Source organism: Fodinicola feengrottensis (assembly GCF_039530045.1).
Classification (GTDB): Bacteria; Actinomycetota; Actinomycetes; order Mycobacteriales; family HKI-0501; genus Fodinicola; species Fodinicola feengrottensis.
This window is the reverse complement of sequence record NZ_BAAANY010000023.1, coordinates 133,749-146,696: the sequence shown is the minus strand read 5'-3', so window position 1 is coordinate 146,696 and position 12,948 is coordinate 133,749. Positions and strand designations below refer to the sequence as shown.

At 65.6% G+C, this 12,948-nt stretch carries 15 protein-coding genes; all 15 read left to right on the top strand.

The window, feature by feature from the left end; translation table 11 throughout:
- Positions 1–427 precede the first annotated feature (427 nt).
- Positions 428–1,447 (top strand): ParB/RepB/Spo0J family partition protein, encoded by a 1,020-nt coding sequence (locus ABD301_RS28845; protein WP_344313492.1) that lies wholly within the window; start codon positions 428–430, stop codon positions 1,445–1,447.
- A gap of 138 nt (positions 1,448–1,585) precedes the next feature.
- Entirely contained in the window at positions 1,586–1,978 is a 393-nt protein-coding gene (locus ABD301_RS28840; RefSeq protein ID WP_344313491.1) for a SchA/CurD-like domain-containing protein, read from the top strand.
- A 15-nt stretch (positions 1,979–1,993) separates the two neighbouring features.
- On the top strand, positions 1,994–3,031 hold the full coding sequence (locus ABD301_RS28835) for an amidohydrolase family protein (RefSeq protein WP_344313490.1): 1,038 nt from the start codon (positions 1,994–1,996) through the stop codon (positions 3,029–3,031).
- A complete protein-coding gene (gene dapF, locus ABD301_RS28830) occupies positions 3,031–3,861 on the top strand; it encodes a diaminopimelate epimerase (protein ID WP_163572020.1) in 831 nt (276 codons plus the stop codon). Before ABD301_RS28835 ends, dapF begins: the two co-directional genes overlap by 1 nt.
- A complete protein-coding gene (locus ABD301_RS28825; protein WP_344313489.1) occupies positions 3,825–4,583 on the top strand; it encodes a SchA/CurD-like domain-containing protein in 759 nt (252 codons plus the stop codon). The genes dapF and ABD301_RS28825 overlap by 37 nt, the downstream gene beginning before the upstream one ends.
- Entirely contained in the window at positions 4,573–4,983 is a 411-nt protein-coding gene (locus tag ABD301_RS28820) for an antibiotic biosynthesis monooxygenase family protein (protein ID WP_344313487.1), read from the top strand. Before ABD301_RS28825 ends, ABD301_RS28820 begins: the two co-directional genes overlap by 11 nt.
- Positions 4,980–5,297, top strand: a complete 318-nt coding sequence (locus tag ABD301_RS28815; RefSeq protein ID WP_163572022.1) for an antibiotic biosynthesis monooxygenase family protein — start codon at positions 4,980–4,982, stop codon at positions 5,295–5,297. Before ABD301_RS28820 ends, ABD301_RS28815 begins: the two co-directional genes overlap by 4 nt.
- A gap of 9 nt (positions 5,298–5,306) precedes the next feature.
- Positions 5,307–7,016 (top strand): acetyl-CoA carboxylase carboxyltransferase subunit alpha, encoded by a 1,710-nt coding sequence (locus ABD301_RS28810; protein WP_344313486.1) that lies wholly within the window; start codon positions 5,307–5,309, stop codon positions 7,014–7,016.
- On the top strand, positions 7,003–7,440 hold the full coding sequence (locus ABD301_RS28805) for an acetyl-CoA carboxylase biotin carboxyl carrier protein (RefSeq protein ID WP_344313485.1): 438 nt from the start codon (positions 7,003–7,005) through the stop codon (positions 7,438–7,440). The genes ABD301_RS28810 and ABD301_RS28805 overlap by 14 nt, the downstream gene beginning before the upstream one ends.
- A gap of 3 nt (positions 7,441–7,443) precedes the next feature.
- Complete coding sequence (locus ABD301_RS28800) at positions 7,444–8,793, top strand: acetyl-CoA carboxylase biotin carboxylase subunit (protein WP_344313484.1); 1,350 nt, start codon at positions 7,444–7,446, stop codon at positions 8,791–8,793.
- A 146-nt stretch (positions 8,794–8,939) separates the two neighbouring features.
- A complete protein-coding gene (locus ABD301_RS28795) occupies positions 8,940–9,263 on the top strand; it encodes a TcmI family type II polyketide cyclase (protein ID WP_163572025.1) in 324 nt (107 codons plus the stop codon).
- Positions 9,248–9,691 carry a cupin domain-containing protein gene (locus ABD301_RS28790; protein WP_344313483.1) on the top strand — a complete coding sequence of 148 codons (444 nt, stop codon included), beginning with the start codon at positions 9,248–9,250 and terminating at the stop codon, positions 9,689–9,691. The genes ABD301_RS28795 and ABD301_RS28790 overlap by 16 nt, the downstream gene beginning before the upstream one ends.
- Complete coding sequence (locus tag ABD301_RS28785) at positions 9,684–10,952, top strand: beta-ketoacyl-[acyl-carrier-protein] synthase family protein (RefSeq protein WP_163572026.1); 1,269 nt, start codon at positions 9,684–9,686, stop codon at positions 10,950–10,952. Before ABD301_RS28790 ends, ABD301_RS28785 begins: the two co-directional genes overlap by 8 nt.
- Positions 10,945–12,165 carry a ketosynthase chain-length factor gene (locus ABD301_RS28780; RefSeq protein WP_163572027.1) on the top strand — a complete coding sequence of 407 codons (1,221 nt, stop codon included), beginning with the start codon at positions 10,945–10,947 and terminating at the stop codon, positions 12,163–12,165. The genes ABD301_RS28785 and ABD301_RS28780 overlap by 8 nt, the downstream gene beginning before the upstream one ends.
- A 19-nt stretch (positions 12,166–12,184) precedes the next feature.
- Positions 12,185–12,946 carry an SDR family NAD(P)-dependent oxidoreductase gene (locus ABD301_RS28775; RefSeq protein WP_344313482.1) on the top strand — a complete coding sequence of 254 codons (762 nt, stop codon included), beginning with the start codon at positions 12,185–12,187 and terminating at the stop codon, positions 12,944–12,946.
- The last annotated feature ends 2 nt before the right edge of the window (positions 12,947–12,948 follow it).

The following is a 12,948-nucleotide window of genomic DNA, read 5'->3' as shown; positions in this document are numbered from 1 at the left end:
CGCACAACCGCACAAACGCCGAGGTCCCGACTTGTTTAGCGGTCCTACTGTCAGCCGCTGTCAGGTGCTGACAGTGCGCGGTAAGCGCTGGGTAAGGCTGTCTCCGTAAAGTCCATCGACGATGGGTGGGGATCGTTGGATGTTCTGAGAACGTTCCCAGATAGGACAAGAAGAAACGATGAATGCTTTACCTGGTCTTTACTTGAATTCACTACCTCTTTATATAGCGGCAAAATAGGCGACTTAAGTCGGATGGCCGCTCGGTAAGTCTCTGGCTAGCGTTGTGGTCGTCTCGTAGGAAATTTTCGCAGCTTGTAATGACCCGACAACGCGTGTTCTTCGTGCCCTCCAGTTGTTGAGGGCTAGTTCCGGTGGTGCGGGGACGGCTGGCTCACACTCGCCGCCGTTCCGATAGCGAGGGGAAAGAATGACCGAGATAATCGATTTCCCGCTGGTTGGCGGGTTCGGCCTGGAGACCTGCCCTACGGAGTGGGTAGCGATGGGATCGCTGTCGATGACGAACTCATTGCGGGTGGACGGTGAGGATCAGGCGCATATTCAGGCGCTCGTCGAATCCGAGGCGCAGGCGCCGCCGATTGTCGTGCACCGTTCGACGATGACGGTGATCGACGGCATGCATCGGCTGCGGGCGGCGGTGCTGCGTGGAGCGGATCAGATCGAGGTTCGCTTCTTCGACGGTGACGAGCGGGAGGCCTTCGTTCTCGCGGTCGAGCTGAATTCCCGGCATGGCCTGCCGCTTTCGCAAGCCGACCGGAGTGCGGCCGCGGCCCGGATTATTCGTACGCATCCAGAGTGGTCGGACCGCTCGATCGCATCTTTTGCCGGTTTGTCAGCGAAGACAGTCGGTGCGATTCGCCGGCGTACGACTGAGGACATTCCCCGGTTGAACGTGCGAACCGGAAAGGACGGGTGTGCTCGGCCGTTGAGTACGGCGCATGGGCGCCGGGTCGCGAGTGACCTGATTCGTGCCCGGCCCGGTGCGAGCCTGCGGCAAATCGCCAGGGAGTCGGGAATTTCGTTGGGCACGGCCAGAGATGTGCGGATGCGGGTGGAGGCGGGGAAGGATCCGGTGCCGCCGCAGCAGCGCACCTCCGAGCATCGGCAGGGGGGTGCGGTCCGGCCGGCGGCGCCGATGGTGAGCCCGGTGCCGCGGCCGCGGGAGGTCGTGCTGCCGGTCGATCTCTCGGCCTTTTTGCAGGATCTGAAGAAAGATCCGTCGCTGCGGTTCTCCGAGTCCGGCCGGATGTTGCTCCGGCTGTTCGACGCGCATTCGCTGTCCGTCGATGGCTGGCGCAGGCTGGCCGACGCGGTGCCCAGTCACTGCGGCGACATTGTCGCGTCGGTGGCCCGCCGGCTTTCCCAGTCCTGGTTGTCTTTCGCCGAGCAGGTGGAACAGCGGCAAGTCGAAATGGAGCGCGTCCTGTAGGGTCGAATTCAGCGACGAATATGTTCGCGTTTTCGGCCTCCTGACACGCAGTTAGCGGTAAAAGTGTCTGGCCAGGGTAGATTCTGGCCAGACCCTTTTCATGTTCTACTGCCGAAATTAATGCGAAGGGGAAGACCTTTGTCTGCAACGGACACCCAACTGGCGGTTATTTCCTGGCGGTTCCGGCCCGGCTGTGCGCGGGAGGTCCGGGAGTTGTTGCTGCAGTATCCGCGACCCGAGTCCGCGCAGATTCGGGACGAGGCCGGCACTGTGGTTGGCTCAATGGTGCGGACCGCGGTCTTCGTACGGGACAACCAGGTGGTCCGGATCATGGAGTTCACCGGCCCGCTGCACGCGCTGCTCAAGCAGAAGTCGACCGAAAACCGCGACTTCAGCGTCGACATCGCGTTACAGGAATACCTGGAGCACCCGGTCGACCTGACCACTCCGGACGGATTCCGACAGTTTTATGGGGAGTCCGCCATGGAGATGCTCTACGTCCGCAGCGCCGCTGACGCTGTCACCGCCTGACCAGGAGATTTTCCCGTGATCATTGACGTACACAGCCATATCATCTCGCCGGAGATCGTCCGCCGATCGCCGATGCCGGCCAGCCTCGGCGACATCGAGGGCGCGATCGAGGCGAAGCAGGACGCCGGCATCGACCTGACCATTGTCGGCAGCCCGAGCGGCGCCAGCACGATGGTGCCGGCTGACTGCGTGGACGGATACCAGCGGCCGTTCGACCAACTGCGGTCGTATCACGACTGGCTCGGCGGCACCGTCCAAAGCTATCCGCGCAACCTTCGCGCGTACGCGTACTGCGATGTCTACGCCGACGAGAAGTCGTTGGAGAGCACCGCGGAAATCCTCAGGGACCCGGCTTTTGTCGGCATCATTGCGAACTTCAGTGGTGCCGACGGGTATCTCGACTCGTCTCGCTGTGACGACTTCTTCGCGATGCTCGCCGAGGTCGACGTGCCGGTGTTGCTGCACGCCGGGCCGACACCGGCCTGCGGCAACGGGGTCACCGACTACGGCATGCTGGAAATGGTCGCGCGGTCCTGCGACGCGACCCTCGGCCTCGCGGCGATCGTGCTTTCCGGGCGGTTGGAGCAATATCCGAACCTGAGGTTCATTTCGTCCGGCAGCGGTGGCGCCACCAGCGCGCTCGCCGACCGGATCGACTTCGCCTGGAAGCCGGCGCACTGGGACGACTGGATCGGCGCCCAGCGCCGCAGCAAGAAGACCAGCGACCTGCCCAGTGGTCCGCCAGCCCGGCTCGGCGTCGGCGGGCGTACGAACACCGCCCCGAGTGAAATGGTGCGCAAGCTTTTCGTCGACACCACCGCGGACGGCCCCGAGCTGCACCTGGCCAACCTGCGTGTTTTCGGTCCGGAGCACATTCTTTTCGGCACCGACGCGCCGCCGATGCCCACCGTGTTCAGGGACAAGGTGGCTTCCATCCGGGCGCTTCCCATCACGGTCGCCGAGCAGGAGCGGATTTTCAGCGGCAACGCGTTGGAAATGTTCGACATCCAGGACATCACGGCGACCGAGCCGGTCACCGCTGCGAGCCGGTAATGGAAATCCGTTATGCCAAAGGGCACACCGGCGGCAACGACTTCCTCCTGCTGCTCGACCAGGACGCCCGGATCGAGCTGACCGCAGCTGCCGTACGCGCGATCTGTGACCGTTTCACCGGCCTCGGCGCCGACGGCATCCTGCGTCTGGTCCCAGTGGAGTCAACGGATTCCGCGGCAGCCTGGTTTATGGACTGCCGGAACGCCGACGGCTCCGCGTCGCCGATGTGCGGCACCGGTTTCGGACTTTCCGCATTATATCTGGTCGATCAACGGCGTACTGAACCGGGGGAGGTGTGGATTGCCACCCCTGGCGGCACAACTCGCGCCTTCGTCGACGGCGACGCGGTGTCGGTAGAGCTACGGTCGCCGCGTTTTCTGGACACCGCCAAGGCAAGCGTGGACGGCGTCGGCTACGACGGCGAGATTGTGGCCCTGGGCAACACCCATCTGGTCTGCGTCATCGACACCCCGGTGGCCGAGCTGGATCTGAGCCGCCGGCCGGAGTTCGACCAGGATCGCTTCGGTGCCGACCTGGACGTCACGTTCGTCAACGAGATCGGGCCGGACCGGATCGCCGTACGGGTGCACCAGGCGGGCATTGGCGCGGACCGGTCCTGTGCCACCGCGGTCTGCGCGGCGGCCGGGGTTGTCCGTCGCCTCGGTGGCGCTTTGCCCGCGAAGACAACGCAAGTTGACGCGGTCGGCGGCACCGTGCAGGTCGAGTTCACCGCCGAGCGGACCCGGTTCAGCAGCACCGCGGCACTGGTCGCGCAGGGTGTGGTGAACCAGCGGTGGCTGGACCGGCTGGCGACGGCGGCGGCCCGGTGAGCCTGCGATTCGCGGCGCTGAGCTATCGGGTCCGGGCCGGCGCCACCGACCAGGTACGGCGGATCTTCTCGCCGCAGGGCTTCCAACGGGCCGCTTCGCCCGCGGTGGTGGACGCCGCTGGCCGGGAGGTCGGCTACATGGCCGCCACCGCGCTTTTTCTCAAGGACACCACCATGGTGCGTATTTCCCAGTACGAAGGGGAATTCGACGACCTTGGCCGGCACATCGCCCGGCTGCCGGGAGCGCGGCGGGCAGAGGAGGCGCTGGCCGGTTGGTTGGACGAACCGGGCCGCCGCTGCGGCGGCACGCCGGACGAGTTTTTGGCCAACTTCCGGCGAAACACCATGACTCCAGTGGCCAACCGGACGTACCAGGACCGAGTGTCCGCGATCACCGCCGTCCACCGCCGGTTACGACCGGGCGGGGATGACCGTGTTTGTGCTTTGTTCGCAACGGAAACCGGTATCGGCGAGCCTGAGCGCCTGCACGCGGTGGCGGCTTTCGTACGGGACGGCGACCTTGTCGAGGTTATTCAGCACGAGGGTGAGCCGGCCGCGGCGATTGAGGAATTGCTGGCGCTTCCTGGACGCAGGGACCTGGAGCGTGAACTGAGTGACCTGCTGGCCGAGCCCGGTCGGGGCAAATCCCTGGCGACCAGAGTGATGCCGTCGATCTCGCAGTTTTCGGTGGCCGACCGGGTGGGGACGGCCGGTGGCGACTAACGCACTTCTTCTGACCTGGCTGGCCTCTCTGCGACACCTCGGTGGGGTCTGGCATATCGATGATCTGGAAAGGGAAATAACGATGGCGGAAGCATTCCGGGTGATGCTGCGGTTCGAGATCAAACCCGGCATGACAGCGGGCTTCGAGCAGACCTGGCTGGAGGTCGGGAAGGTCATCACCGACCACCCGGCGAACCTCGGGCAGTGGCTGATGCGCAGCGCCGACGAGGAAAACGTCTACCACGTGATGAGTGACTGGATCGACGAGCCGCGGTTCCGTGCTTTTGAGCGGTCCGACCAGCACATCGAGCACCGGCAAAAGCTCCACCCGTTCCGTTCCGGCGGATCCATGACGACCGTCAACGTGGTGTATGCGCTGCAGGGGTGTGCGGCGCGGTGAGCAACCGGGTTCGAGTGCTGGTCTGGCACCGCATCGCGCAGGACGGCCCCGACCGCATTCCGGAGATCTATCGCGGCATCAGCGAGGATTTGGCACGTACGCCCGGATTGCTGGCCAACGAGCTGCTCTATTCCAGGTCCCGCCCGGGAACCGTCGCGGTGATGAGCGAATGGCGTGACATGGACGCGTTTCTGGCTTGGGAGCAGGGGCCCGATCATCGGGGCACCACGGCGGGCCTGCGGCCGTACCGAGACCTCGACCGTGACCCGCAGTACGAGTTGTACGAGGTCGCCGAGTCGTTCGTCAGCGGCTGAGGAGGAGTCATGGTGGCAGCACTGACCAAAACTTCGACACCGTGGCACCGGTGCGCGTCCTGCAATGAGCTCATCTATGCGAAAAAGCTGGAGCGGAACCTGCACGTCTGCCCGGACTGCGGGTCGCATCACCGGCTCACCGCGCCGCAGTGGCTCGACCTGCTGGTCGACCCGGGTGCGCAGCCGGTGTTGGCGGGACCCATCGGGGCCGCGGATCCGCTTGGTTTCGTTGATTCGATGCCCTATCCGCAACGTTTGGAAGCAGCGCGGCGCAAAACCGGGCTGGCCGAGGCCGTGGTGTGCGTACGCGGCCGGATCCAGGGCTGGCCGGTGGTCGTCGCGGCGATGGATTTCCGCTTTCTGGGCGGAAGCCTTGGCGCCGGTGCCGGCGAGCTGATCGTCGCCGCGGCGGCCCGCGCGCTGGCTGACGGAGTGCCGTTCGTGATCGTCACCGCCTCCGGCGGCGCGCGGATGCAGGAGGGCGTGATTTCCCTGCTGCAGATGGCACGTACCAGCCAGGCGCTGGCTGAGCTGGACGAAGCCGGCCTGCTGACCGTCTCGGTCATCACCGATCCCACGTATGGCGGCGTGGCGGCCTCTTTCGCGACGCTCACGGACGTGATCCTGGCCGAGCCGGGCGCGCGGCTGGGATTCGCCGGTCCGCGGGTGATCGCCGAGACGGTCGGGGAAACGCTGCCCGAGGGTTTCCAGACCGCCGAGTTTCTGTTGGCCAACGGGCTGATTGACGACGTACGTCCACGGGCCCTGATGCGGGCGACGCTCGGGAAACTTCTCGCGGTGGCGGACAGTGGCAAAGCCGGCCGCCCCGGTCGGGCCGTACCGCGTCGTACGGGCGAGCCGGTTGTCACCCAGGCCGACCAGTTGCCGGCCCGACTCGCGTGGGATGTCGTGCAGTTGGCTCGCCATCTCGATCGGCCGTCCACTGTGGACCACATTGGCCAGCTGATAGATGGTTTTGTGGAACTGCATGGCGATCGTGCCTCCGGCGACTGTCCGGCGATTGTTGGTGGCCTGGGACTGCTGCGGGGCCGCCCGGTGGTGGTGATGGGCCATCAGAAGGGGCACAGCACCCGCGAGTTGGTGGACCGCAACTTCGGGATGGCGTCGCCGCAGGGCTATCGCAAGTCGGCCCGGTTGATGCGGCTGGCCGCCAAACTGGGCCGGCCGGTGGTGACCTTGGTGGACACTCCGGGCGCGCATCCCGGCGTGGCCGCCGAACAACACGGCCAGGCGGTCGCGATCGCGCAGAACCTGCGACTGATGTCCGGCCTGCCGGTGCCGATCGTGGCGGCGGTGACCGGTGAGGGCGGCAGCGGCGGCGCCCTCGCACTGGCAGTCTCGGATCGCCTGCTGGTGGCCGAAAACGCGGTCTACTCGGTGATCAGCCCGGAAGGATGTGCGGCGATTCTCTGGAAGAGCCGGGCACATGCGCCGCGAGCCGCGCAGGCGTTGCGGGTGGATGCCCGCGCACTGTTGGAATTCGGCGTGGCCGACGGGGTCGTACGAGAGCCCGCCGGAGGTGCGCACGAGGATCCGGCGCTGGCCAGCGGCTGGCTCGGCGACGCTCTGTGCGCAGCACTGGATGAGCTTCTTCCGTTGTCTCCGGCCGAAATCGTCCGCCGCCGGCGAGAGCGGTTCCGAGCCGTCGGCCGCCCGAAGCCCACCACCGAAAGCAGGAGGCTGGATGCCACCGCATGACGACCCCGAGATCCTTCGGCAGCTCTGCGCCCACGCGGCCGAGCTCGCCCAGGCATCCGGCCGGCCGCTCAGCCGGCTGACCGTACGTACTGGCGAGACCGTCGTCGAGCTGGAGTGGGCTCTTACGACGACCGCCGCGCCGGAAATCCCTGCCGGTCCCACCGAAGCCGAGGCCGAGCTCCGCTATCTGCGTTCGCCCATGGTCGGCACCTTCTATCACGCGGCGACTCCGGACAGCGCGCCTTTCATCGGCGAGGGTGACGTCATCGAGATCGGCCAGCCGGTCGGGATTTTGGAGGCGATGAAGCTGATGAACCCGGTCGAGGCGGACATCGCCGGCCGGGTACTGGAAATCGTGGTACCGGACGGCACTTTCGTCGAGTACGACCAGCCGCTGGTGCTGCTCGCGCCGGCCGGAGCGTAGGCGATGTTCAGCAGCGTCCTGATCGCGAACCGCGGCGAGATCGCCCTGCGGGTCGCGCGTACCTGCCGAGAGCTGGGAATCCGGGTCATCGCGGTCTATTCGACAGCGGACCGGGACACCGCCGTGGTCCGGTTCGCCGACGAAGCGGTCCACATTGGACCGCCCACGCATCGGCGCAGCTATCTGAACGTGCCGGCCATTATCGAGGCAGCGCTGTGTACTGGCGCGGAGGCGATCCATCCCGGCTATGGTTTTCTGTCCGAGGATCCGGACTTCGCGGAAATCTGCGCCCAGAACGGCATCGCCTTCGTCGGACCGCCGCCTGAGAGCATGGCGTTGCTGGGCGACAAGGCGCGTACGCGTGCGTTGATGACCGACGCGGGTCTTCCGCTGCTGCCAGGCAGCCGAAAAACCCTCGACAGCGCCGATGAGGCTCTGCGTTTCGCCGAGTCGGTGGGATTTCCGGTGATCGTGAAGCCGGCCGCGGGTGGCGGTGGCCGGGGGATGGCGATCGTACGCGATGCGGGCTCGTTTTCGCGGGCGTATCTGGACTGCCAGGCCAACGCACAAGCCGTCTTCGGCGACCGCCGGGTCTATGTCGAACGGTTTCTCGACCAGGCAAGGCATGTGGAAATCCAGGTGTTGCGGGATGCGTTCGGACATGCGGTCTCGCTCGGTGAGCGTGACTGTTCCGTCCAGCGTAGGCACCAGAAACTCATCGAGGAGACTCCCGCTCCGGATCTGCCGGCCGACTTGCTGGCGCGAATGGGCCGGGCCGCGGTCAGTGGTGCGGCGGCCGCCGGCCTGATCGGCGCCGGCACGTTCGAGTTCCTGGTCGACGAACGCGGTGATTTCTTCTTCATGGAAATCAACGGCCGGATTCAAGTGGAACATCCGGTCACCGAGATGGTCACCGGCGTCGACATCGTCGCCGAACAACTGAATATCGCCGCCGGCCGGCGAATGGCTCTGCGGCAGCAGGACGTGGTGCCACGCGGGGTGTCCATCGAATGCCGGGTGGTCGCCGAGGATCCGGCCCGTGGATTCCTGCCCACGCCGGCGACGCTGACCGAATTCGAACCGCCCGGCGGTCCGTTCGTACGCGTCGACACCCACGGCTATCCTGGCTGGTCGCTCGGCCCGGATTACGACTCGCTGCTAGCAAAAGTCGTCGTCTGGGCGCCAACTCGGGCCGCCGCCATCGCACGCATGGACCGCGCCCTCGGCGAATTCCGCGTCACCGGTCCCGGCCTTTGCACCACCATCGAGTTTCTCCGCGGCGTCCTCGCCGATCCGCTCTTTGTCGGGGCCAAACACACCACCGCCCTCATCGATCACCTCACCCGAATGTGACGAACGGTTACGTCTCCTGTGAGCTGTTTCGTTACATTCAAGGAAAAGTTCGCGGGTGTTGTACAGGGATCGCACCGGGTTAAAGTTATTGCCACGATGTAAATGCCTTTTGATTCTGATAAATCTGAGGAAAGGAAAGCGGGACAGTGGCGCATAGAACACTGATTGTCGCGCATATGGATCCGGCCGACACCGACGCGGTGGCGGACCTGTTCGCGGAGTCGGACGCGACCGAACTACCGCATATGGTGGGTGTGCAGCGCCGTTCGCTGTTCCGGTTCCATGGCCTCTACTTTCACTTGGTGGAAGCGCAGGAGAACATCGCCCCGCGGCTTTACCAGGCCCGCAGCCACCCGCTCTACCAGCAGCTGAACAGCGGGCTGGCGAAATACATGCGGCCGTACGACCCGAACTGGAAAGAGCCCAAAGACGCCATGGCCGAGCAGTTCTATTCATGGCACGCCGAGTAGTCGGGAGTCGTACGATCATGCCGAAAATCCACGTTGACAGTGTTGAGCCGAACCGCCGCCGCGGTGGCGAACTGCGGGTGTTGCTGAGCCCCAAAACGGCCGCTTCCACCTCCGGATTCATGGGCGTTGTCAGGTTGGCGCCGGGAGAGTCCATTTCCGAGCACTACCACCCGTATTCCGAGGAGTTCCTGTACGTGGTCAGCGGCCATCTGCAGATGCGTTTGGACGACGAGAAAATCGACCTCGGGCCGGGCGAGTCGCTGATGGTGCCGATCGATGCCCGGCACCGGCTGGAAAACAGTGGCACCGAGCCGGCCGAAGGCGTGTTCTTCCTCAGCCCACTGGCGCCCCGGCCGGAGCTGGGGCACGTCGACACCGAAGAGCAGCCGAACCAGCAGGAGCCCCAGTTGTCGGTCTCCCATGAGTAAAGCTGTCGTCACCGGGATCGGCGTGGTCGCGCCGGGCGGGATTGGCACCAGGGCGTTCTGGGACCTGCTGTCCTCCGGCCGGACGGCTACCCGTGCGATCACCCATTTCGACACCACCGGCTTCCGGTCCAGGATCGGCGCCGAAGTCGACTTCGATCCGGCCGATTCCGGGCTCACCCATCAGGAAACTCGCCGGATGGACCGCGCCGCACAGTTCGCCGCGGTGTGTACGGACGAAGCCATCGCTGACAGTGGCCTCGACTTCGCCGGCATCGACCCTGGCCGGATCGGCGTGTCGATTGGCAGCGCGGTCGGTTGCACGGTCAGCCTCGAGCGTGAGTATGTCGTGCTCAGCGACACCGGCAAGAACTGGCTGGTGGACGAGACGTACCAGGTGCCGCACCTCTATTCGTACATGGCGCCAAGTTCGCTGGGCTGCGAGGTGGCCTGGCGAGTCGGCGCGGAAGGTCCGGTCGCCGTGGTGTCGACCGGTTGCACGTCCGGATTGGACGCTGTCGGTCACGCGGTCGGGCTGATCGAGGAGGGCACCGCCGATATCGTCCTCGCCGGTGCGACGGACGCGCCGATCTCCCCGATCACGGTCGCGTGTTTTGACGCCATCAAAGCGACTTCGCCAAACAACGAGGACCCCGAGCACGCCCTCAGACCGTTTGACCGGCGCCGCAACGGCTTCGTCCTCGGTGAAGGCGCGGCGATTTTCGTCCTGGAGAGCGCCGAACACGCTCGCCGCCGTGGTGTGCGTGGGTACGTCGAAATCGGTGGTTTCGCGACCCGCAGCAATGCTTTCCACATGACCGGCCTGAAACCGGACGGCCGGGAGCTCAGCGAGGCGATCGCGGTGGCGATGGACCGGGCGCACGCCAACCCCGAGGACATCGACTACGTCAACGCGCACGGCTCGGGAACCAAGCAGAACGACCGGCATGAGACGGCGGCTTTCAAGCGAGCGCTGGGAGAACGAGCCCACCAGGTGCCGGTCAGCTCGATCAAGTCGATGATCGGCCATTCGTTGGGCGCCATCGGGTCGCTGGAGATCGCGGCATGTGCGCTGGCGTTGCAGAACCAGGTGGTGCCGCCGACGGCGAACCTGGAAGAGCCCGACCCCGAATGCGATCTGGACTATGTCCCCAAAGTCGCTCGCGAGCGGGAACTGGAGACGATTCTGACCGTCGGCAGCGGCTTCGGTGGATTCCAGTCCGCGATGGTGTTGAGCAAACCGGCGGGTGAGATTCATGTCTGACGACCGCGCGATCATCACCGGAATTGGTGCCACCGCGCCGAACGGGCTCGGCACCGAGGCGTACTGGGCGGCGACGCTCGACGGCAAGAGTGGTATCCGGGAAATCGAGAGTTTCGACCCGGCGAACTACACGACCCAGGTCGCTGGCCAGGTGCCGGAGTTCGTCGCGACCCAATATGTCCCGGCGAAAGTGATGGTGCAGACCGACCGGTGGACGCATTTGGCGCTCGCCGGCGCGGCGATGGCACTGGCCGACGCAGGTTTGGATCCGGCTGGTATGCGCGAATACGAGATGGCCGTGGTGACCGCCAGTTCGTCTGGCGGCAGCGAGTTCGGCCAGCGGGAGATCCAGAAGCTCTGGAGCAACGGTCCGCAACACGTGGGCGCGTACCAGTCGATTGCCTGGTTTTATGCGGCTTCCACTGGCCAACTGTCGATTATGCACGGAATGCGTGGCGCCTGTGGCGTGCTGGCCTCCGAGCAGGCCGGTGGGTTGGACGTGGTCGCGCAGTCCCGCCGGCTGTTGCGGCGGCCGGACACCACGACCGTGTTGACCGGGGGCGCCGACCATGCCCTTTGCCCGTACGGAATGGTGGCCCAGTCGAGCACCGGACGGCTCAGTAAGGCGGTCGATCCGGAGCGGGCGTACCAACCGTTCACGGCGGACGCCGCTGGATATGTGCCGGGTGAGGGCGGCGCGCATTTCGTGATGGAGCGCGCGGATGAGGCGAAAGCGCGCGGGGCTTCGCAGCGATATGGCGAAGTTCTCGGTTACGCGGCGACCTTCGACCCGCCGCCCGGCTCGCCGCGGCCGCCGTCGCTGCGGCGCGCGATCGAGGGTGCGCTGGCCGACGCCGGCCTCACCTCGGCCGACGTGGACGTGGTTTTCGCTGACGCGGCGGGAGATCCCGAGCTGGATCGGATCGAGGCCGGTGCGATCGCGGCGGTTTTCGGTCCGTACGCGGTGCCGGTGACCGCGCCCAAGACGATGACCGGCCGGCTCTATGCCGGTGGCGCCTCGCTGGACCTCGCGGCCGCCCTGCTGAGCATCCGCGACAACGTCATCCCGCCGACGGTCAATGTCGGCGAGGTGGCGACCGGTTGTCCGATTGACCTGGTCACCGAAACCCGGCCGGCGCGGGTGCGTACCGCCCTGATCGTCGCCCGTGGATATGGCGGATTCAACGCCGCGCTTGTGGTACGTGCGATCTAACACTCTTTCGGAGGAATTTATGGAAATCGACCTGACTGGCAAGAAGATCCTGCTCACCGGCGGCACCAGGGGTATCGGTCGTGGCATCGCGCTGTCGCTGGCGCAGGCCGGTGCCAACCTGATCACCTGCTACCGCAACGAATCCGACTCGGTCGAGAGTCTGATCCGAGAGCTCAAGGACACCCCCGGCGAGCACCACGTGATCCGCGCCGACATCAGCCAGCCGGACCAGGTGCAGCGGCTGGTGGACGAGGCCGGTACGCGTTTTGGTGCACTGGATGTGATTGTCAACAATGCCGGCGCGATCAGCCACATCCCGTTCGAGAAGCTCAGCCTCGACGACTGGCGGCTGGTGCTGGACACCAACCTGACCGCGAGTTTTCTGGTCATCCAGCGCGCCCTGCCGCTGCTGGGCGAGTCAGCCTCGGTGATCAATATCGGCTCGAAGGTCGCCCTGGTTGGGGTGCCGATGCGCGCGCACTACACCGCCGCGAAGGCCGGTCTGATCGGACTTACCCGTTCGCTGGCCAAAGAACTGGGCCCGCGCGGCGTCCGCGTCAACGTCATCGCACCGGGAATCATCGAAGCCGCGGATCTCGCTGAGCGGACCACCCCGCAGGAGTACGAGCAAATGCAACAGCGGCTGGCGCACTACAAGAAGATGGCCGCGCTGGGCCGGCTCGGCACCCCGGATGAGATTGCCGGTGTAGTGCTCTTCCTGGCCAGCGATCTCTCCCGGTATGTCACCGGCGAAACCATCAACGTCGACGGCGGCATGTAGTC